17 protein-coding genes are annotated in these 20,734 nt (G+C 57.7%); 4 read left to right on the top strand and 13 right to left on the bottom strand.

The genetic code is table 11. The features are described 5' to 3' along the window. Nucleotides 1-202: 202 nt before the first annotated feature. From ACZ47E_RS14340 to ACZ47E_RS14305, 8 genes are all read right to left on the bottom strand, one after another. Nucleotides 203-1,627, bottom strand: a complete 1,425-nt coding sequence (locus tag ACZ47E_RS14340; protein ID WP_278067739.1) for an amidase — start codon at nt 1,625-1,627, stop codon at nt 203-205. Between the two features lie 10 nt (nt 1,628-1,637). Further along, the gene (locus ACZ47E_RS14335) at nt 1,638-2,768 is read right to left on the bottom strand and encodes a M20/M25/M40 family metallo-hydrolase (RefSeq protein WP_278067740.1); all 1,131 of its coding nucleotides are present in this window, start codon (nt 2,766-2,768) and stop codon (nt 1,638-1,640) included. 81 nt (nt 2,769-2,849) lie between these two features. Further along, nucleotides 2,850-4,010, bottom strand: a complete 1,161-nt coding sequence (locus ACZ47E_RS14330; protein ID WP_112637371.1) for a M20 aminoacylase family protein — start codon at nt 4,008-4,010, stop codon at nt 2,850-2,852. A gap of 32 nt (nt 4,011-4,042) precedes the next feature. Next, on the bottom strand, nt 4,043-5,545 hold the full coding sequence (locus tag ACZ47E_RS14325) for a M81 family metallopeptidase (RefSeq protein ID WP_004437424.1): 1,503 nt from the start codon (nt 5,543-5,545) through the stop codon (nt 4,043-4,045). An 18-nt stretch (nt 5,546-5,563) separates the two neighbouring features. After that, nucleotides 5,564-7,234 (bottom strand): ABC transporter ATP-binding protein, encoded by a 1,671-nt coding sequence (locus ACZ47E_RS14320; protein ID WP_112555280.1) that lies wholly within the window; start codon nt 7,232-7,234, stop codon nt 5,564-5,566. Beyond that, complete coding sequence (locus tag ACZ47E_RS14315) at nt 7,231-8,088, bottom strand: ABC transporter permease (protein WP_278068040.1); 858 nt, start codon at nt 8,086-8,088, stop codon at nt 7,231-7,233. Before ACZ47E_RS14315 ends, ACZ47E_RS14320 begins: the two co-directional genes overlap by 4 nt. A 29-nt stretch (nt 8,089-8,117) precedes the next feature. Next, entirely contained in the window at nt 8,118-9,059 is a 942-nt protein-coding gene (locus ACZ47E_RS14310) for an ABC transporter permease (RefSeq protein ID WP_004437414.1), read from the bottom strand. A gap of 72 nt (nt 9,060-9,131) precedes the next feature. Further along, nucleotides 9,132-10,742: an ABC transporter substrate-binding protein gene (locus ACZ47E_RS14305; RefSeq protein WP_112637389.1), complete on the bottom strand. Its 1,611-nt coding sequence runs from the start codon at nt 10,740-10,742 to the stop codon at nt 9,132-9,134. 304 nt (nt 10,743-11,046) lie between these two features. Here ACZ47E_RS14305 and ACZ47E_RS14300 point away from each other — a divergent pair, with 304 nt between their 5' ends. Next, a complete protein-coding gene (locus tag ACZ47E_RS14300; protein WP_464016999.1) occupies nt 11,047-12,717 on the top strand; it encodes an IclR family transcriptional regulator in 1,671 nt (556 codons plus the stop codon). Between the two features lie 628 nt (nt 12,718-13,345). Next, nucleotides 13,346-13,510 carry a hypothetical protein gene (locus ACZ47E_RS14295; RefSeq protein ID WP_416359427.1) on the top strand — a complete coding sequence of 55 codons (165 nt, stop codon included), beginning with the start codon at nt 13,346-13,348 and terminating at the stop codon, nt 13,508-13,510. Between the two features lie 51 nt (nt 13,511-13,561). On the opposite strand, the gene ACZ47E_RS14290 is transcribed toward ACZ47E_RS14295, so the two are convergent. From ACZ47E_RS14290 to ACZ47E_RS14270, 5 genes are all read right to left on the bottom strand, one after another. Beyond that, complete coding sequence (locus tag ACZ47E_RS14290) at nt 13,562-13,987, bottom strand: VOC family protein (RefSeq protein ID WP_035207432.1); 426 nt, start codon at nt 13,985-13,987, stop codon at nt 13,562-13,564. Between the two features lie 69 nt (nt 13,988-14,056). After that, complete coding sequence (locus ACZ47E_RS14285; protein WP_035207429.1) at nt 14,057-14,485, bottom strand: DUF1761 family protein; 429 nt, start codon at nt 14,483-14,485, stop codon at nt 14,057-14,059. Between the two features lie 428 nt (nt 14,486-14,913). After that, nucleotides 14,914-15,537, bottom strand: a complete 624-nt coding sequence (locus ACZ47E_RS14280; protein WP_035207426.1) for a TetR/AcrR family transcriptional regulator — start codon at nt 15,535-15,537, stop codon at nt 14,914-14,916. A 482-nt stretch (nt 15,538-16,019) separates the two neighbouring features. Continuing rightward, complete coding sequence (locus ACZ47E_RS14275; protein WP_278067741.1) at nt 16,020-16,778, bottom strand: MOSC domain-containing protein; 759 nt, start codon at nt 16,776-16,778, stop codon at nt 16,020-16,022. A gap of 23 nt (nt 16,779-16,801) precedes the next feature. After that, entirely contained in the window at nt 16,802-18,487 is a 1,686-nt protein-coding gene (locus ACZ47E_RS14270; protein ID WP_278067742.1) for an FAD/NAD(P)-binding protein, read from the bottom strand. 222 nt (nt 18,488-18,709) lie between these two features. Here ACZ47E_RS14270 and ACZ47E_RS14265 point away from each other — a divergent pair, with 222 nt between their 5' ends. Beyond that, complete coding sequence (locus ACZ47E_RS14265; RefSeq protein WP_004437395.1) at nt 18,710-19,675, top strand: magnesium and cobalt transport protein CorA; 966 nt, start codon at nt 18,710-18,712, stop codon at nt 19,673-19,675. A 79-nt stretch (nt 19,676-19,754) separates the two neighbouring features. Further along, on the top strand, nt 19,755-20,708 hold the full coding sequence (locus ACZ47E_RS14260; protein ID WP_278067743.1) for a DUF808 domain-containing protein: 954 nt from the start codon (nt 19,755-19,757) through the stop codon (nt 20,706-20,708). The last annotated feature ends 26 nt before the right edge of the window (nt 20,709-20,734 follow it).

Below are 20,734 nucleotides of genomic sequence, written 5' to 3'. Positions count from 1 at the left end.
GCCTCAGCCGCTACAGGCAATGGCAGAGATGTGTTGTTCCGAACAGACGGAAGCCCGGGATGCAACAGAAACCATACTCATGGATCTGCAATTGAACGCAGGACCCGGTCCAACGAGACGATATTACTTGCTACAAGCCGCATAAGCTATCCGTCTCAGACCGGCTCGCGCTTCAAAGAAAGCCCCGGAGCGCCAAAGGGGTTTACATGACCGCATCACCCGTCTGGATGTCAGCTGACTGCTCATACGCCAGTGCAAATTCAAGGGTTGCCCGGTCACTGCGTGGTGGTCCCACCAGCTGTATACCAGTCGGCAACCCGTTAACCCCGAATCCCGCGGGAACGGCCGCCACGGGAAGTCCAGCCAGCGTGGGACCGATTACGACCTCCATCCAGCGATGATAGGTGTCCATGGCTTTTCCGTCGATTTCGGTCGGCCACGAGAGATCGATATCGAAAGGGAATACCTGTGCACTCGGCATCAAAATAAAATCGTACCGTTCAAACAATCTGCAGAGATACTGGTACCAGGCTGTCCGGACGACGGACGCATTAAAGACATCGGCGGCACTGCACGAAAGCGCGATGTCGAATTCAAACATCTGTTGCCGATTGAGAAGCGACCGTGTTTCCGGCTGGTCATAAAAGGCGCGCAGGCCGTGGGTCACGCTGAAGCTGCGCAACGTCATCCACGCTTCCCAGAGTTTCGGCAGTTCGAAATCCGGCACGAGTTCATCGATATCGCAGCCCATGTTCGCCAGGACGGCGAGAGCCTTGCGATCGACATCCAGAACCCCGGGCTCAAAGGGAAGATATCCACCGAAATCACCAAACCAGGCGACTTTCATTCCCTGTGTCGTTGCAGGACCTCGGATTGCGAGACTTTCGTCCGCCAGGGATAGCGGGTCGCGCCGGTCATAACCTGCCTGTGTTGCGAGAAGCAAAGCGGCGTCCTCCACCGTCTTGCCCATGGGGCCTGAAGTGGCAAGCTGGCCAAGGAAAAGCTCGTTCCCTTTTGGGCCTGGAACCCTCCCAAAACTCGGCCGGAAGCCGACAACGTTGTTGAAGGCGGCAGGATTGCGCAGCGAGCCCATCATATCAGAGCCATCTGCGACCGGCAGCATCCGGCATGCGAGCGCCGCCGCCGCGCCACCGGAAGAACCGCCGGCGCTTCTGGTCCTGTCATAGGGGTTTCGGGTTGGGCCATGGACAGGGTTGGTCGTATGGGACCCAAGGCCAAATTCGGGCGTGTTGGTCTTGCCAATGAAAATCGCGCCGGCGGCGCGAACACGTTCCACATGGAGACTGTCGGCGGTGGAAACAAAATTGTCAAAGAGCGGCGACCCCCAGGAGCACGGCAGGCCCTGAACTTCGGAGAGATCTTTTACCGCCTGGGGAAACCCGTGCATCCAGCCGCGCGAGCGCCCTTCCTCAAGTTCCCGGTCACAGGCGCGCGCCTCCTCCAGCAACTCTGTGCTCGGTCGACGAAAGACGATCGCATTCACGGCTGGATTGAGGCTGTCGATGCGATCGAGATAGGCTTCCATCACCGAGAGGCAGGAAACCTGCCGCAGGTGGATTGCCCTGGAAAGCGCGGCTGCGGAGAGCCGGGTGATGTCGCCTGTCATTACTCTGTCCTCAATCCAGCGTCGCCAGAAGTCCGGCCATCAGCCTGCCGCGATCGATCAGGCTGTCAATTTCGATGTGCTCTTCGAGGGTGTGATAACCTGTGCCACGCAGCCCCAGGCCACAGAGCGTGGCAATGCCGAGCGCGCCCGTAAAATTGCCGTCGGAACCGCCGCCTGAACTGCCGTGGGGAAGGCAAACCCCAAGACTGTCGGCAAGCAAACGAGCCTTTTCGTAAAGCGCCATGGTTTCCGGACGGTCCGGTGGCCAGACGGGTCTGGTGACGCCGCAGGTGACCGAGAACTCCACCTCGTTTTCCACCCCTGACAAATTGAGCATTCGGGCGACACCGGACGCGAGATCGTCATCGGTTTTCGCCATGGACAGCGCCTCGGCCGTGCACAGCGAAGAGACACAATTGACCCATTGCCCGCCATGCATGACGCCAACGGAAAAAGTGCAGTCGTCGTCGCTCATTGCATCTATTTCAATCACCCTGCGGGCCATTTCGCGAATTGCAGACCGCCCGGATTTCGGCGAAACGCCGGCATGCGAGGGTGTGCCACGGGCCACCAGGTTGTAGCGGGCGATGGCATAGCGACCGGTGACCACCCCGTTCTCCTCCCGTGCCGGTTCGGGAACCAACACGTATTTGTTGCGTCGGGCCTCAGCCTCGATCAGGTCCCGCGTCGATGGTGTGCCGATCTCTTCGTCGGGGGTCAGCAAGACGGTGACCGGCAGGCGGGTGCCGATACCCGTGTTCAGAAGCTGCCTCATTGCCTCGAAGACCAGAAAGTTGCCACCCTTCATGTCGAGTATGCCCGGGCCGTAGGCACGTATATCCTCGATACGAAACGGGAGTTCTTTCAGCGTGCCAACCGGATGAACCGTATCGAGATGACCGGAGACGAGAATTCCGGGCGTGTCGCGGGTGTCGCCAAAACGTGCACGAAGGCTGCCGCCAAGTCCCATACGGCCGGGGATTCGTTCTATTGTGCCACCGATTGTTGCGAAATCGGTGGCAGCAAGATCCATCATGCGATCCACGGCTGCAGCATCGAATGTCGGGCTTTCGCATTCTATCCAGGGCCTGAGACGCTTCAGCATGGCGTCTGTATCAAAGGGAAGTTTGGTGAAATCCATAATAGGGGGCTCGTTTCATCGTGACGGGACGCCCGCGCTCAAGGGAGGGAGCAATCCCGATCTTGTGGCAGGGCATGGGCGTCAGGCGGCCAGACGTTTTTCGACGACACGCGCCAGAAGGCTCGCACCAACCGGCAGAATATTGTCATCCAGAACAAAGCCCGGATTGTGCAGCTGTACCGATCCGGCATGGCCAACGGTGCAGTAGACGCCGGGCACCTTGTAGAGCATATCGGCAAAGTCCTCGCTGCCCATGACAGGCTCGTCCTTCGTATAGACAAGATCTGCACCCACGATGTCGCGGGCGGCATCAGCGAAGCCCTCTACAAGTTCTTCCGTATTGATGAGGACGTCGAAAACATTGCGAATGTCTGTTACAATTTCGACTTCGAAAGACGCGGCAAGGCCGGCTGCGATGGTGCGCATACGCTCACGGATCTGTTCATTCACCTCGCGGTCGAGATAACGCACCGTGCCGGAGACTGTCGCCTCTTCCGGAACGACATTATAGGCGGAGCCGGCATGAATCTGCGTGACCGACACCACGGCTGACCGAAGTGGAGAAATGTTGCGCGACACGATCGATTGCAGAGCCGAGACCAGGTGAGTTGCGACAATGACGGGATCCTTGGACCCTTCGGGACGCGCACCGTGGCTGCCGCGTCCCTTGATGTGAAAATCGAAGAAATCAGCGCCGGCCATTGCGGTGCCCGGCTTGATGCCGATCTTGTTCGGCTCCTCGTTCGGCATATTGTGCAACCCGTAGAGCTCGTCACAGGGGAAACGTTCAAACAGGCCGTCTGCAAGCATGGCGCGAGCCCCTCCGCAGCCTTCTTCGCCGGGCTGAAAAATGAATACGGCCGTGCCGGCAAAATTGCGGGTTTCGGCGAGGTATCGCGCGGCACCAAGTAACATGGTCGTGTGACCGTCATGGCCGCAGCCGTGGAAGCGGTTCGCGATTTTCGACGAGTAAGGCAGGTTGGTACGCTCCTCCATCGGCAGCGCGTCCATGTCGGCACGCAGGCCGATGGTACGCCCGCTGCCCTTAGCCCCTTTCAAAACGCCGACAACGCCGGTCTTGCCGATGCCGCGATGCACCTCGATGCCGTAGCTCACCAGCTTGTCGGCAACGATGGCGGAAGTTCGTATCTCCTCAAAACCGATTTCCGGATGACCGTGAATATCACGGCGAAGGGCAGTCATTTCATCGTGCCAGGCGGCAATTTTCTCGATAACGGGCATTGCTGTATCCTTGAATTCAAAAAAGTGACGGATCAGGAGAGGGCGGCAGAGAGAGGGGAGAGGCGGACGCCCGGGCGAAGCCTCCTCCATGGAAGGGCAGCCGGGTCAACGGCCATTGGACCGGGTGCGGCACAAACGAGAATTGTCTCGGCAAACGGTTCGAAATCTGCGCGGAAGTGCACCGAGCTCTTGTTGACGAGAATGCTCGACGTTTCCGGCTCAATGCCGAGATAACGGAACAGGCCGCGGTCTGCCATCTGCACCTTGTGAGAGGCTACGGCTACGCGAACGCCACCGATCCTGAGGCACGCTGAAGGTCCAAGCCGCATCAGGGTGTCGCCGTAGTAGGGACCGGTGACGCGTGTCAACCCGTCGGACAATGCTTCGACGATGAACTCGGCCTCAAGCGGCTCGTCACCGGGAATGCCGGATTTTCCACCGAGCGCGATGCGGATCGTTGCGCCGACGCCTGCTGCCTGTGCTGCCAGCGCAGCCTCAGGGTCATAGAGCAGGCCAAGTGCTGCGTTCTGTGCACCGTTGTCGATGAGAGCCCGCAGCATTCCGGTCGTATCGGAATCGCCACCGGCCCCGGGATTGTCCTGAGTATCCGCAAGCACGACAGGCTTTGCGGCGTTTGCGGCAAGACGTATTGCCTCCTTTACGCCCTCATCAGCGCTGTAGACGCGCCCGGCAAAGGCGGGCTCGCTGGCGTCGATCAGGGCCTTCAGCTCGTCGGCGGCAAGATCAGCTGCTTCCTGCGTCGTTCCATAGGAGAGAACAGTCGCACCGCAATCGTTGAAATCGGCAGCCGGGAAGCCGGGAAAGAAGGAGAGTGAGACAATTGTTTTCTCTTCCTCCAGTCCTGCGAGGCGGGCGTAGATGGATTGCGCCGGCTCCATCTCAGTACATTGCCACGATATGGGGATCAGATAGTCGATCTGACAATAGGACTTCGCAAAACGCTCACCATCCATCAGGCGGTCAAGCAAACCCGCGGCACGTTTGCCAGTCAGGGCCATGTCCACATGCGGATAGGTGCGGTAGCCGATCATGACATCGGCGTCGTCGACCGACCGCCTGGTTATGTTGCCGTGCAGGTCGAGACTGACAGCGACGGGGATGTCGTGGCCGACTGCGCTTTTGATGCGGGCGAGAAGTTCGCCCTCGCCATCGTCCAGATGTTCACAGACCATGGCTCCATGAAGATCGAGGTAGATTCCGTCGACGGGCAGCGCTGCCACGATGCCGGCAACGATCTCACCGGCAATGCGCTCGAAAGCATCCTCGGTAACATGAGCAGAAGGAACGGCGCTTGCCCGCAGTATAGGAACAACTTCCCAGTTTGCTTGCCGGGCGTAATCGAGCGCGCCCTCGATACCGGTATTTGCGCCCCGGACGAGAGCGATCATCTCCTCGCCGCGGCAGAGCGGCAGATGGCCGGATCCCTTCAGAAAGGCGTCATAAGTGGCTTTGGTGGGAGCAAATGTATTGGTCTCATGAATGAAACCGGCAAAGGCGACACGCCGGGACGTCATCGGTCATTCTCCTGGAAATTATGCAGCTTCGGGGGCAAGCGGCCGGAAATTGGCGAAATCCCAATGCCGCCCCGGGGCGGCATCGATAAGCTGGCGGGTGTATGCATGAACCGGACTGGTGAGCACTTCGTAGCCGCTGGCATATTCCACAATGCGACCTTTCTGCATAACGATCACGTCGTCACATATCTGGGCGGCAACGCGAAGATCATGCGTGATGAACAGGATGGAAATACCGAGCTTTTCCTGCAAGTCCGCAAGAAGGTCGAGTACCTGTGCCTGAACCGATACGTCGAGTGCCGACACTGCCTCGTCGGCCACGAGAACCTTCGGGTTCATGGCAACGGCACGGGCGATCGCGATGCGCTGGCGCTGGCCGCCTGAGAACTGGTGAGGATAGCGGCCCACTGCATCCGGGGGCAGGCCGACGATTGCGAGAAGTTCGCGCGCTCGCTTCAGGGCGTCCCGCCTCGGCGTACCGTAATTTACTGGCCCTTCAATGATGCTTTCCCCCACCGTGATACGCGGGTTGAGCGAGCGATAGGGATCCTGAAACACCATCTGGATATGCTGGCGATATGGCTGCAGGGTCCGGCGGGAGAAATCGGCGATTTCCTGTCCGGAAATGCGGATCGAGCCGGAGGTGGGATCGATCAGCCGCATGATACAGCGAGCGACGGTCGACTTGCCAGAGCCGCTTTCACCGACGATACCGAGTGTACGACCCTTCTTCAGTGTGAAGGACACATCCGTCGCGGCTTTTGTTTCGGCCGCGGTTTTTCCGAAAAAGCCTTTTTTGCCATACACCTTCTCAAGCTCCGAGGCCGAGAGCACGACCTCGTCCGAGAGCGCGGGGCGCGGCTCGCGCGGTTGAAGGCTTGGCACGGAAGAAAGAAGCGTGCGGGTATAGTCCATTTCGGGCGCTCTTAAAATCGTGTCGACCGGACCACTCTCGACGAGATTGCCACGGTTCATGACGTAGACGGTGTCTGCAATCTCGGCCACTACGCCCATGTCGTGGGTTATAAAGAGAACGGCGGTACCCTGCTTTTCCTGAAGTTCATTGATGAGCTTGAGGATCTGCTTCTGGGTCGTCACATCAAGGGCTGTGGTCGGTTCGTCGGCGATCAGCAGTCTGGGTTTGAGGATCAAGGCCATGGCGATCATGATACGCTGGCGCTGTCCACCCGAGAGCTGATGGGGATAGGCTGCGAATATCCGCTCGACATCGGGCAGATGCACTTCCCGCATCATCTCAAGAACGGCGATCTTCTGCTCTCTTGCTGAAAGCGTCGTGTGCTCCTGAAGCACCTCGCAAATCTGCCGGCCAACCGTCAGCACCGGGTTGAGTGCTGTCATCGGCTCCTGGAAAATCATGGCAATACTTTTCGAGCGCAGTGCCCGCATGCGGCCGGCGTCGGCCTTGAGGAGGTCTTCACCTTCAAACAGGATTGTACCCCCTGCAGGTTCAAGAGAATTTCGCGGCAGGAGCCCCATCGTAGCGAGCGAGGTCACCGATTTGCCAGAACCGCTCTCGCCCACAAGGCACACAGTTTCTCCGGCTCGGATGGTGACCGAAATGCCGTTGAGGACCGGCACGCTGTCATCGTCTCCGGTCAGGCGGATGACGAGGTTCTCGACGCGCAATACTTCGGACGCGGTGGCGGGATCGAATGCAACAGCCGTCATTTCGCGGCCTCCCTTTTCTTCATGCGCGGATCGAGCAGATCGCGCGCCGTATCACCGAGAAGGTTGATGGAGAGAATGCAGAGCGAGAGCACCAGACCTGGCCAGAAGATCAGTTGCGGATTGATCTGGAAATAGGCGCGTCCCTCGGCCATGATATTTCCCCATGTCGGTATTTCGGTGGAGACACCAGCCCCGAGGAAAGACAGGATCGCTTCTGTAAGGATCGCCGAGGCGCAGACATAGGTGGCCTGCACGATGAGCGGTGCCAGGGTATTCGGCATCAGATGCCGCCAGAGGATTTTCGGAAGGCCCGAACCGGCAGCGATCGCGGCCTCGACGTAGGGCTCTTCGCGTGCAGTCAGCACCACCGAGCGAACAAGACGCACCACACGAGGAATTTCCGGGACGGTAATGGCGAACATGACGGTCCAGATATTTGCCCCGGTGAGCGAAACCACGGCGATGGCGAGCAGCAGGCTTGGAATTGCCATCAGTGCGTCCATGATCCGCATGACCACGGCGTCGAGGAACCAAAAGAAGCCCGAGACCAGGCCGATCCCCAGTCCGACAGCCACCGAGATGACAGTCGCTCCGATACCAATAAAAAGGGAGATGCGAGCCCCGTAGAGCACACGCGACAGCAGGTCCCGTCCGTAGGCATCGGAACCGAGCGGGTAGATATCGCTGGCGGGCTTGAGGCGGGCAGAGGGCGTCATGGCCACGGGATCATGCGGAGCAAGCCATGGCGCGAGAACAGCCATGAGAATGATCAGGGTAAGAATTGCAAGCGCGATGGCAGGGACGAGGACAGCTTGTCCGCGTTTTTTTCTGCCGGCGAAAACGGGCAGCCGCATGGCGGCACCAAATAGCGTGGAATTGGCCATCAGTACCGTATCCTCGGATCGAAGAAGGAGTAGGAGAGGTCGATGAGGAGATTGACCATCACATAGATACCGCTTGTCAGCAGGATCATGCCCTGAATGACAGGGTAATCGCGGGCAAGAATGGCATCGACCGTGAGCCTTCCAATGCCGGGAATGTTGAATACGCTCTCCGTTACCACGACGCCGGAAATAAGCAGTGCGAAGCCGGTGCCGATAATGGTGAGCACAGGAACCGCGGCATTGCGCAGCGCGTGGCGGAACAGGACGGTATTTTCCTTCAGCCCTTTTGCGCGGGCGGTTCGCACATAATCCTCGCCCAGCACTTCGAGCACGGAGGCGCGTGTCATGCGGGCGATCAGCGCGATATAAATGGAAGCAAGTGTGAGGGCCGGCAAAATGGCGCGTTCCGCGAAAGGACCGACGCCTTTGGTGATGCTCCGGAAGCCCTGCACCGGAAACCATTTGAGGTCGATGGCGAAGACCTGGATGAGGATATAGCCGATCACGAAAACCGGCACGGAGAAGCCGACGACCGACACCGTCATGACGGCATAGTCGATCCACGTGCCGTGGCGCCACGCAGCGATGACCCCAAGTGGAACGGCAATCAGCACCGACAGGACGATCGTGACGAGCGCAAGGCTCACGGTCGGTTCGATGTGCTTGCCGATCATCGCAGTGACTGGCGTATTGGAAATCAGCGACACGCCAAGGTCGCCCTGGAGAAGCAACCAGAACCACGAGACGAATTGCACGACGATTGGTTTGTCGAGGCCGAGGGCAGCGCGGATTTTCTCAAGCTGCTCTGGCGTGGCCATGTCGCCGGCGATGATGGCGGCCGGATCGCCGGGCGTTATGCGCAGCAGGAGAAAAACGAAGACGGCGACCGTGATCATTACCGGAACGGAGGCCAGAATTCGGCGGAACGTATAGGCGAGCATAAGCATCCTCACGTCGGTTGGGCAGGCAGGGCAGCGGCATCCGCAGGATGCCGCCATGTTCTTCCACGAGGCTCAGTCTTCTGTTTTCTCGATGTTCCAGAACACGGGAACCGGCGATTCCAGGAAGCCGGAAAGCTGGTTGCGCCACACGGAGGGGTTCTTGTACTGGCCAAGCGGAACGTAGCTGACCTCGTCCATGGCATGGGCCTGAAGCTCGGCGGCCGCAGCCTTCTGCTCTTCAGCTGTCGCCGCGGCGATGTATTTGGCGCGCAACGCTTCCAGCTTCTCGTCTGTCTGCCAGCCAAAAAATCCCTTGGCGCCGCGACCGTTCAACATCGGATTGTTAAGCGGCGTCATGATTTCCGGCACAATCCAGTTGGTGAAGAACATGTTCCAGCCACCCTCAGCCACCGGCTTCTGCGAGGCGCGGCGAGTGACGAGCGTCTGCCAGTCCATGGGCTGAAGTTCTACGTTGAAGCCCGCACTCCTCAGCGCAGCCGCCGCCACGACGGGCTGGGCCTTGACGGTCACGACGTCGGTTGGCTGAAGGATGACAACGGGAGTTCCGTCGTAACCGGCCTCCTTGAGGAGTGCCTTTGCGCTTTCCATATCGCCCGCGCCGGTCAGGCTTTCCGAACCGGCCAGTGCTTCAAGCGGCGTACCGCAGCCGAAGACGGAGCCGCAGATGGTGTAGTAGTCCGGATTGCCGATCAGCGCGTCGAGAACATCCTTCTGGTTCATCGCTTTGAGAGCAGCCTGGCGGATCTTCTTGTTATCGAATGGCGGGTAGAGGAAATTCATGCGGCCCATAGTCTGCGAGCCAAGCGTGTTTAGCGTCTTGACGGTCAGTTCGTCATTGCTCTCGACAAGTGGTAGAAGATCAACCGGCGGAGCTTCGATGTAGTCGATCTCCCCGGACTGGATAGCGTTGATTGCCGTCTGGGCATCGGGCATGCTCAACCATTCCACACGGTCGACCTTGACCACCTTTCCGCCGGCCAGCCAGCTCGCAGGCTCGTTGCGCGGTACGTAATCGGTGAATTTTTCATAGACCGCCTTGACGCCCGGCTGGTACTCGGCCGTGACGAACCTGAAGGGGCCGGAACCGACAAATTCGGTTATGGCGGTATCGGCCGGGGTTGCGGCAATGCGTTTCGGCATCATGAACGGCACGACCGAAGACGGCTTGGCCAGAACGTCGGGCAAGAAGCCGAAGGGTTCCTTTAGCTTGAAAACAAAGGTCCTGTCGTCCGTAGCTGTCAGGCTTTCTGTCTTGTCGAAGAGGACCTGACCGGAGGTGTCCCGTTTGCCCCAGCGCTGAAGCGAGGCAATGCAGTCTTCTGCTGTCACAGGTGTGCCGTCGTGCCATTTCAGACCGTCGCGCAGCGTGAATGTATAGGTCAGCTTGTCATCCGAAACGGTGTAGTCAGCCATCTGGGGCTGCGGTTTGAAATCGGCATCAAGCGCCAGCAGCGTGTCATAGATCATGTAGCCGTGATTGCGCACGATATGAGCGGTCGTGATGATCGGATCGAGAATACGCAGGCCAGAATGCGGTACGGCCATCATTGTTGTGGCCAAGGCATCCGTTCCAAAGCCCGCAACACAGGCTGAAAGGGCGATGATCGCCGCAACGAGCCGGCTTTTTGCCCGGCTTGCTTTTCTGGTCAACTGAGCGTGCATGATTTCGCTGTTCCCTTTTTTGTTTGGCAGGTAGCGACCGAAACGCGCGGGCATTGGCCCGCACGCAAGCGCACGGCACCCTTCCGATCCGGACCGTTTTCGATAATGTCGCTGCGATCCCTCAAAGTTTGCGCAGCGAAGAGCACTTGTACCGCCGCAAAGGTGCGGCGAAACATACGACTGCAATACCTTGCGCAACTGCGGCTGTGAGACCGCAGCGCGAGAGGCTTGCAAGGTTCAGCTTACTGTCACATGGCGAGCATGTGGGCATAGCTGACTATGACGTCATTCCGATTGGCATAGAGTGCAAGGCGTTCCCCTTGGGATTATTTTACCGCGATGCGATTGCTATTCTCGACTATCGATTATAGGTTCGTTGAAAGCCTTGTCAACGATCTTGCTGCGTCGCAAAATGAATTTTACCAAACCCTCAGAAGGATCCGATCACCGGGCCCGCATTGCCGCGCTGGAAAAGGCATTTGCCGTGCTTGAGATGTTCGGGCCGGGAACGCCTGAACTGAGAATTGCCGATGTTGCGAGGCGAGGAGGGATGAACCGGTCCAGCGCCCAGCGTCTGGTCCATACACTTGTCAAATCCCGTTGGCTTGAACGCGACGCACTGAGCGGTGTCCTTTCTCTCGGGCACCGGGCGTGTTATCCCGCACATGTCTATCTTTACAGCAACGAGTTGATCGATCTCGTGATGCCGCTGGTCGTGGAACTGAATGCACGCACCGGCCTCAGCACCGACCTCTGGCTCCTCGACGGCAAGACCGCTGTTACGCTGGCCCGGGTCCCCTCACCCGCCGCATCCCTGGCACTTGCCCCGGTTGGCAGCCGCGTCGCACTTGCCGAGACCGCGCCAGGCCGGGCGCTGTTGTCTCTTATGGATGCCGCAACACTCGATACATTTCTGGCAACATGGACAGGCGACGCGGGTTTGCTGCGCGAGCGGATAGCCTCTGAGCGCAGCGTGGGATTTTCCTTTGACAGTACTGGCGAAGGCAGATCCCGCCAAGTCATTGCGACCGCTTTTCGCGATGCAGCCGGCCAGCCGCTTGCTGCGATTTCGCTTTCCGGTCCTGTAGACACAGAGGCAGCAGGCACGGTGACCGGGCAACTTTGCGAAACCGTCTCACGCATGGGGGAGTTGATGGTGACACGGGCGGTACGCCCGGCCAACCTCGAGCCAAATCCACGCACGCTGTGGCCGCTGGTCGACGACGAGAATGATCCGCTCGCGGTGACCGCAGTTTCCAAAAGCCTGCATTTATTACAGTTTTTCCACCCACAAACGCCGCTGCTCACCCTGACGCAACTTTCACAGCAGACCGGTTTTCCGGTGCCGACTGTCCAGCGCATTACAGATACGCTGGCGGGACTGGGCTATCTGAAGAAAGATCAGCCCAAACGCGCTTTCCATGTCTCGGAGCGGGCGCTTGATCTTCTTTATCGTTTCCAGATGGGAAACGCGTTGCTCCGGTCGGTATGGCCTCGGCTTATAAGGCTGCGGGAAGAATGCGGGCTGCGTTGTTCCTTCTGCATCCTGGATGGCACGGAAATCATCCACCTGCTGCATGTTCAAAGCCGACCGCAACCGGCTTTCAGAACCGCCTATCCGGGCAGGCGACTTCCAGCCGTTTCATCCTCCGGTGGTCGGGCGATCCTGTCGTGGCTGCCACCTGGAGAGATTGACAGAATTCTTTCGGAAAGCCCCGTCCAGCCCGGTACTCCCTTTACCGTTACGAACAAGGATGAAATCCGCACAGAGATTCTGGAGGCAAGCGTTCGAGGCGTGGCTTTCACGGATCGCCAGTCGATCCGCGACGAGGTAAATGTTGCCGCTGCGGTACCAGGGCCAGAGGGTCGTCCGGCGGGAGCCATCGTCGTATCCGCTCCTGTGCACAGCTGGTCTGTCGAGCGGCTTGAGCGCGAAGTCGTGCCCCTGCTGGTGTCCCACGCCCGTGGCGGATAAGACCTGCCTCACCCGATGTTCTGATCCGCATGGGCCTCCCGGGAAGGGGGGCGTCGAGATCAATTACGATCCTGACGGACTGCGTGTGAACATGCAGGCGCTGGTTTCACAGCTTGAGCAGTGACATCGAGCCGAAGCCATAATGATGAGCACCGATAATCGGCGAACCAGTTTTCGACCGACCGTCCATTGCTCCCGACTGCAACTGTCAGCATGAACGTTTCCAGACTCCCTCGGGCAAAGGCAGCCGTCCGAATCTTTAAATGTCGCTCATTGCGCAAAGTTACAATGGCGTCTGCCGCTCCCTCAGCCCGTTAGAAGACCGACACTGGCACCAACGAGCCCCGACCGGACTGGCTGAGCCGCGTTGCAAGGTCACGGAGGGGGCGGGTGATGGAACATCCCTCTGGCTTTAGCCTCCTCAGTCGCCGCGACAGCTCTGCGCCAAATGCGGTCGTTGGCTACATGCACCTTGATGATGTCTTCGATCAGTGTTGGCTGCTCGGCGCGGTGGGCGGCTTGGCACGGTCTGTCTGGCGTGCAATGTTCGCACGCAAAGCCAGTTCAGACGAAGGATGGATTTCATGCGCCTCGACAAGCTTTCCGAACCGATTTCAGCGGTGGCGTCGTGCGCGACAATCCGGCGGTAAACAAGATCGTCTCCGACATGACAGCGCTCGGCCGGCCTGGCCTGCCCGAGGATATCGGCGGGATCATCGCCTTGCTGTTGTCGGACGACAATCACTGGATCAATACGCAGCGAATTAAGGCCTCAGGCGGCATGCGGCTCTGACGCCGCTGCCGCAATCGCAACGATAATTGCCTCGCCGGCCCGACACCTATTTCAGTACGAGGTGTGGTCGGGGAGCACGTCAAGCACCCAAGTCACGCCGAACCGGTCCTTGAGCATCCCATAAAGCAGCGACCAAGGAGAGGCGCCGATGGGCGCTACGATAGTGGCACCATTGGAAAGCCCGTCCCACATCGCTTGGATTTCGGAAACGTCGTTGCCTCGGACAGAGACGAAGAAGGGGATTTCCCCGGGATTATGCGCGATGGCTGACGGCACGTCATAGGCCATTACGTGAAAGCCGGAAGGGGTCGAGACCTGCCCCCAACTGACGAGGTCGGCTTCTGCAGGTCCGATTGTTCCATAAGCTTGAGCGTGGGTGACGATCGTGATGTCACCGCCGGTCACTATTTGGTAAAACTCAAGCGCGGCTCGCGCATCGCCGCGAAAATTAAGGTGAGGCGTAGTGGTTAGTGTCATCTTTTATCTCCTTTGATTTGAAGGTTTGCTGCTGGTCGCAGCATCCTCAGAGCACCGCATGATCGATGTTCACCAGGGTATGGTCACGAGAAGAAGGCAGGCGATTACATTTGCGGTCAGGAAGTAAGGCGCGTTGAGCATCCCGTACTGGAGTGGACGCGGGAAAAGCGGATTGATTGCGATGTTGAAGATCATTGGGACCAGGAAACCGAGCCCGATTAGGATCCCGAGCGTGGTAGCGTCGGCTATGTCGGTCACGCCAAGTGCCTGAATGAGAAAAGCGTCGGCGATCACGGTGATAAACGAGCAAATCAATGGCCCCACGAAGAATATGGGTGTCATGGGTTTGAGTTGTTCCTGCGGCAATTTTTCGCGTCCGGTGACGTAGATATACTGCTTGGGAACCAGAACACCGAAGTAAACACCCCCGAGGAAAAAGAAAGCGAAGGTTCCCGCAAGAACCCCTATCCAGGGTATTTGGGCAAAGGTGGAAAGCATTTTTTTCTCCTTAATTTATGATCTCGCTGCCGTGATAAGAGCATTGCTCCGGCATTTAGGTCTCAGGATTTGCATGGACTAGCGACGGCGAGCGCCGAGGTCCGACAGAGCGGAACTCTGCTTTCTGTAGACAGGGTCCTCCGGCGTCACTGCCAAAGTTGGGGTGGGGCGTGTTGTGAAGGTTACTTTTTCAACCGCGAAGCGCCCTGGCGGCTAGCAATCGTCAGGACGTCGGCGCAGGTAAGGATGGACAAAAGGCGTACAGAGGAAGAATTGCCGAAATTTTGAAGGCTCCTTTTACTGTCTGAGGGCACGCTAAGTCCCTCCCTCGAAGTACGCGGAGGGATGTCCTGAGGCGGCGGCGAAGTCTGCTGGCTTCTAGTCTCGACTAACCTTTCGCTTTCGTCGGAAATCTTTGGGTCGCTTTTTCAAAGCTTTTTTGGGTCTTCCGTGAAACCGGCTCCAAGCAGAGCGGGCAACAGCACGCTGTCGATTGCGCTCGCGATAAAGGCAGCATTGATAGGCTTGCGCTCTATGGCCACACGGTAAGCCACAAGCGAAGGCAAAACCTGAGACATGAGTTCAACATCGATCGACGAGGAGATCTCGCCGCGTGCGATCGCGCGCTCAATTAGCTGCGCATTTATCGCTACCCACGGCCTAGCGCTGGCAGCTTGAGCTATACTTGCGGCCTCCGGCACAGACGCTATGGCCAACATGACCCTGAGCAGTCGCTCGCCGTCAACATCACTGTCAGGAGTTAGGAGTGCCAAAAGATCCTCCCTTAGGCTTCCGGTATCGGGTGTGGTTAATACCGCGCTTCGAATGCTCAGCCGCTCGATAGCTGTCTGGACGAGGTCGACTTTGGATTGCCATCGCCGATAAACAGAAGCCTTTCCCGCTCCAGCCTTGGCGGCGACCATATCCATTGTCATTCCAGCAAACCCACTCTCGGACAGCACCTCAATAGTCGCGTCGAGCAAGGCCTCATCCAGTTCGCTATCGCGCTTGCGGCCAGTCTTGCCGGTCTTATTTGAAGGGATTTGGGACATCTAGGGACCTTACCAAATCGGAACTATTCAGTATCGAAACTACCCATATCCGAAACTAACAAGTTTCGCAATAGGGTTCGGCGGGGCCTGTTCAACCTCACGGATAACGGTCTTCTCGACCTTCTCCATGACGGCGTCTCGCGGGGCGAAGGCGTGAGACACAGCTTTATGACCACGTCTTACAAGTGCTGAGACCGAAGCCCTTCAGCGCTCAGCCGCAAGCTCGGCAGCTCGGATTAGAACGATGCCGAGAACAATTTCAGCGGCGACAAGGCTTCGTTTTGCAAAGGTTACGATGCTGCCATTGCGCGGGTCCGGGCGCACCCAAAGGAATACATACGTAAAGACGCCATCGATAGCGGAATGACCAAAAGCCGATGCCGCGCCATACGGCTCCGGTTCTTGACGAAGAACATTGCGTATAGCCTCTCTCCTGCGGGAGGCGACGGCAAGACAAAACGGCCCATCTCGTCTTGGAATGACTAGTCGGAAATCAACTCTGCGCGCTGGCCGGTTTCGATATTTCCTATTTTGACAGGTTCGCAATAAACCCCGAATGCGCGACCTGCTTTTCTCAATACCGTTCTGAGAATCTCCGGCTGTTCCGGCAGATCAGGCTGTGCGGCAAGGATCATTCCGCACCGTTTTGTGAGGTCTGTCACCTCGACCTCCGCCAGCCCGAAACTAATGACCTTACCGATCCATTGAAACTCAGCAAAACCTGTCACATTACTGGTTTCGAGTAGAATATTTGGCCGAAAGCGCAAACGGTCAACCGTACTGTCCGATGACATTTGTTGAAGCTCGGCCAGTGACGAAGTGGTGACCAAGTGAAGTGCCGATCTCGAGTATCGGTTCTCAACAGTGGGAAGAGAAGGGGCAAGCGGGTCCGCATCGATGTAACTTCCGATACCGACGTCGAACCCGAAATACTTCGAAAGTTCCAGTCGCAATTGAGGATCTTCAATATAGAAATTACACCCATTTGGAAACGTGATCCGCACACCGCCATCATCAATGGCGCTGCGGAGGAAAAGTGCCGGCCGCCATCGAACGTCTTTTTCCGGCGCTGCGGCGAGGCCGGATACATTGTCGAACAGCGCAAAACGCCTGTCGCCGACGATGCCCGCTGGCTCTATTTCTGCGCATTTGCATCGTTCTCCACCAAGCGAGCTTACCGGGAAACGCCAGATCTCAGCGACTTTCCCAATAACGTGTTTTGAGCGAAAAGTGACCGTCATATCTATCTATTCTGTCCGCTATGTCAGGCTGTGAGCAGCAAGTCGGCTGTCGTCGCCCGAATATCGTCGAGGATAGCCTGCGCGGCCGCCTGCCCTAACTCAGCGGCGCTGGTGATACCTTGTACAAAGGGGTTCTTATGCAACAGGAATGGTATTGCCACGCAATAAAGCCGGTTGGATAACAAGCCGGTATCGCGTGGACGATAGCATTCGTCGACCTCGATACCGCCGGTCCTCTTGAAGTTGAGGCCTGTCGTATCGGCTATTAATCCAGTCGAAGCCACGCGCGTGACAGCCGGTTTGACAGCTGCCTGCTTCACGAGCGAAGGAAACGGGAGGTCCCGTGCCGATAACGCCGTTTGGCCGGTAGCATCGATGAAACTTTCGAAGATTTCTTCCGAGCCGGCCGTGGTCACTCTGGCGCCCCGCGCAAGGCCACACGTGTCTATTGCGTAATCCTCTCCCAGCGCGATAATTTCCAACCTGCCAGCGTTTCGAAGCGCAAGCAAACGCTTGATCGAAAGGTGGGGTACGGTCGCATATTCATCGATGAATATACTTTTAAACGATCGGTTGAACCGCGCTAGGTCACGCGTGTCCAGGTGCGGGATTGCTCTGGCGATGATTTCATGTGTGATGAGTATGGCGTAGCGCCAAGGCACAGTGAATCGCTGCTCTGCGTTGCGTTCGACTTCGGCTAGGTTTGCTGCTGCCCAGACAAATGGATCCACTCCCGACCGGCGAGAGTAATATGCGTCAGCAAAGGTGTCTGCCGTCAGGCAATTTAGCCCTATTTCGGCTGCGTAGTCAGGATCGGCGGTCGCGATTTCCCGCTTGAAGAGCTCGAAAACCCTGTCGAGCAAACCGGCAGAGCCAATCTCGATTTCTCCATTGACAGCTTCCTGCGTGCAAACACTCGGTGTCCGGTAGGGAAGCGGGCAATAGAAATCCGCCTCCGGTAACAGTCCCTTGCGGGACATCATCACGGCTGTGAAGTTTTCGTGCCCGGTGGATGCGTGAAACCTCATTGTTCCCGTGTCGTCATAAACAAACGAACCGCAGGATACCGCGACGGTCAAAAGCGCGTCGATACTGCTGAGCGACGTCCCAAGTATCCCAAGCCTTCCATAGCAGGAACTTTTGAGCGCGGAAGCGGGCCACGGAGACGCAAAGTAGCCTGGCTGCACTTCGGTCTTCTCGGGCCAATTATGGCCCGTTGCCATCACGACGTGGTCATAGATCGCGTCGAACTTTCCGTCAGGGCTTTCGGCGCAAATTCGGATATGGTCGACGTCGAGCGATATATCACTGACGCGGTGCCGGGGGCGGATATCGATTTGGTGACCTTTCTCGACTCCATAATCCACAAGCGCACTGAACTGCTCTTGAAAATAATCACCGAGAACCAACCTCGGGTAAAACGCACGCTCGCTGATGGCATCGCGCACAATGGCAAAACGGTTAAGGTAATCGTCTTCCTGGCGAGATAGCCATTCCACCAGTGACAGCGGCAACGGCGGTATCTCGATGCTCGGAATGTTGGAAAGCATGACAGGATCATTTGAGCCGGGAAGATAGGGCGTTCCCTTCCCCGCCAGCATTTCCGCTTCGAAAACAGTAATACTCATTGGGGAAGGAGAATGAATAAGTCGCTGAAGGGAAAAGATTCCGGTAGGCCCCGAACCGATAATGCAAATGCGACTGTTCATGCATACCATCTCCAACGCCACCCTTTGCAGCGCCGGTTTATAACGGTGTGCAGCGCGGACTGTTCCAGTGACGGCAAACTTACATTCGATGGACGCGCCGTGACGCGGCGATTCTGCCAGTGACGCTGGTGTGCAGATTCGCTACGGATAGGATCGCCCGTTCCATCTTGTCACTACGATATCAGAATACCAAATCATGACGGTTAACTCACTGCGGTTTTCATGACAGTCATAGCTTCCTACATCTACCGCCTTGGCCAGCGTGCCGAAGAACTCCCCTTGACTGGCCGACCGTTCCCCGAGAGGGACGGCGAGTTTGCCTGGATCGGTATCACCGACCCGACCGTCGAGGAAATGGCGAGCCTGAAGTCGATGTTTGACCTGCATCCGCTTGCCGTCGAAGACGCACTGAACGGGAGGCAGGTGCCGAAAGTTGAGGTGTACGGCAATCAGCTCTTCGTCATCATCAAGACCGCTCATCTTGAGGGCGACAAGATTGCCTATGGCGAAACCTGTATTTTCGTCGGACGGCACCATGTGATTTCGGTCCGGCATGGTTCGGCACGCTCCCACAAGGAATTGAGGGAGCATCTCGAACAGTCTCCGCAACTCCTCGAACATGGCCCGGACTATGTCCTGCACGGTATCATCGATTTCGTCGTCGACGGTTATCTGCCGATGGTCGAGACGCTGGAGGACAAGGTGCTTGAGATGGAAAAGCACATGCTGATTGCATTTCTCGAAAGGGAGCAGATCAGACGGCTTTTCCGCATGCGACGGCAGGTGATCCGCTTTCAGCGCATTCTGGGCCCGATGGAGGAGGTCGCTGGCAAGCTCGCCAATCTGGAGCTGCCCTGTATTGACGAGAACGCCAAAGCCTATTTTCGGGACGTGCTTGACCATGTACGGCGCGTCGAATTCATGATGTCAGGCTTGCGGGAAGTTATCACTTCCGTGTTCGAGGCCTCGAACCTGCTTGAACAGCAGCGCCAGGGTATGATCACCCGCCAGCTTGCAGCCTGGGCCGCGATCCTGGCTGTCCCAACGGCGATCGCCGGCATTTATGGAATGAACTTCGAGCACATGCCGGAACTGAAATCGGAATACGGCTATTATGTCGTGATCGCCGTAATCATCACCCTTTGCGCGATACTTTATTACCGGTTCAAGAAGACAGGATGGCTGTGATATATCGAGCAACCTTTACTCTCCATTCTGTGCAACGGCCCCAAATCACGGACAACGCTGAACCTGTTCAGGAGTTAAATTGGCTACCGGATTGATCGCATTGTTTGACGACGTGGCAGCGATAGCTAAGGCTGCCTCCGCGTCCCTCGACGACGTCGCAACCCAGACTGCCAAAGCCAGTGTGAAGGCGGCAGGTGTCGTGATCGACGACACCGCCGTCACGCCGGCCTACGTCGTCGGTCTGGCTCCCGCGCGTGAACTGCCGATCATTGGCAAAATTGCGCTTGGATCGCTTAAAAACAAGCTGATCTTCCTCCTGCCCATCGCTCTCGTCCTCGGATATTTCGCTCCCTGGCTCATCACACCGCTCCTGATGATCGGTGGCATATACTTGAGCTACGAAGGCGCGGAGAAGCTACATGAGGCATTTTTCGCTCATGCCCCGGAACACGGTCCGGACGACAACGCGGCGCTTGATGCAACAGATCTGGAAAACCGCAAGGTCGCAGGCGCGATCCGTACCGACTTTATCCTCTCGGCCGAGATCATGGCGCTGACACTGGCTGGTGTCTCCTCCTCCGGCATCTATACCCAGGCAGGGGTCCTGGCGGCGGTTGGCATCCTGCTCACCGCAGCAGTTTATGGCGTGGTCGCGCTCATCGTCAAAGCAGATGACGTCGGATTGCACCTGACGAAGTCCGGGGGACCTTTGTCAAGGACGGTCGGTGCCGGGCTGGTCAAAGGTGTACCGTTTCTTCTCAAGGCACTGGCAATCGTCGGAACGGCGGCGATGCTCTGGGTAGGCGGAAGCATTATCGCACACAGCCTGGCGGGGATGGGATGGCATCAGCCTGAACATCTGATCGAAACAGTCGCATCAAGGATAGAACAAACCCTGGTGATTGTCCCCTCCGTGACGAATTGGCTGGCCACCGCGTTTATTCAGGCAATAATCGGTATAGCGACCGGCGGCGTCGCGATTTTATTGCTGTCGATCTGGACAAAATTCGCGCGGCGTATCGAACGACCCTAGTCGCGTCTCCCGAACTTCTCGATCTA

The sequence above is a fragment of the Agrobacterium sp. 5Ca39 genome (genome assembly GCF_055382365.1).
This window is presented reverse-complemented; position numbering and strand designations above follow the sequence as displayed.

Excerpts from the sequence above, each read along its gene's own strand:
- ACZ47E_RS14270 (WP_278067742.1), bottom strand. The coding sequence starts at position 18,487 with ATGAACAGTCGCATTTGCATTATCGGTTCGGGGCCTACCGGAATCTTT.
- ACZ47E_RS14330 (WP_112637371.1), bottom strand. The coding sequence starts at position 4,010 with ATGCCCGTTATCGAGAAAATTGCCGCCTGGCACGATGAAATGACTGCC.
- ACZ47E_RS14290 (WP_035207432.1), bottom strand. The coding sequence starts at position 13,987 with ATGACACTAACCACTACGCCTCACCTTAATTTTCGCGGCGATGCGCGA.
- ACZ47E_RS14280 (WP_035207426.1), bottom strand. The coding sequence starts at position 15,537 with ATGTCCCAAATCCCTTCAAATAAGACCGGCAAGACTGGCCGCAAGCGC.
- ACZ47E_RS14305 (WP_112637389.1), bottom strand. The coding sequence starts at position 10,742 with ATGCACGCTCAGTTGACCAGAAAAGCAAGCCGGGCAAAAAGCCGGCTC.
- ACZ47E_RS14315 (WP_278068040.1), bottom strand. The coding sequence starts at position 8,088 with ATGCGGCTGCCCGTTTTCGCCGGCAGAAAAAAACGCGGACAAGCTGTC.
- ACZ47E_RS14340 (WP_278067739.1), bottom strand. The coding sequence starts at position 1,627 with ATGACAGGCGACATCACCCGGCTCTCCGCAGCCGCGCTTTCCAGGGCA.
- ACZ47E_RS14285 (WP_035207429.1), bottom strand. The coding sequence starts at position 14,485 with ATGCTTTCCACCTTTGCCCAAATACCCTGGATAGGGGTTCTTGCGGGA.
- ACZ47E_RS14275 (WP_278067741.1), bottom strand. The coding sequence starts at position 16,778 with ATGACGGTCACTTTTCGCTCAAAACACGTTATTGGGAAAGTCGCTGAG.
- ACZ47E_RS14310 (WP_004437414.1), bottom strand. The coding sequence starts at position 9,059 with ATGCTCGCCTATACGTTCCGCCGAATTCTGGCCTCCGTTCCGGTAATG.
- ACZ47E_RS14335 (WP_278067740.1), bottom strand. The coding sequence starts at position 2,768 with ATGGATTTCACCAAACTTCCCTTTGATACAGACGCCATGCTGAAGCGT.
- ACZ47E_RS14320 (WP_112555280.1), bottom strand. The coding sequence starts at position 7,234 with ATGACGGCTGTTGCATTCGATCCCGCCACCGCGTCCGAAGTATTGCGC.
- ACZ47E_RS14265 (WP_004437395.1), top strand. The coding sequence starts at position 18,710 with ATGACAGTCATAGCTTCCTACATCTACCGCCTTGGCCAGCGTGCCGAA.
- ACZ47E_RS14325 (WP_004437424.1), bottom strand. The coding sequence starts at position 5,545 with ATGACGTCCCGGCGTGTCGCCTTTGCCGGTTTCATTCATGAGACCAAT.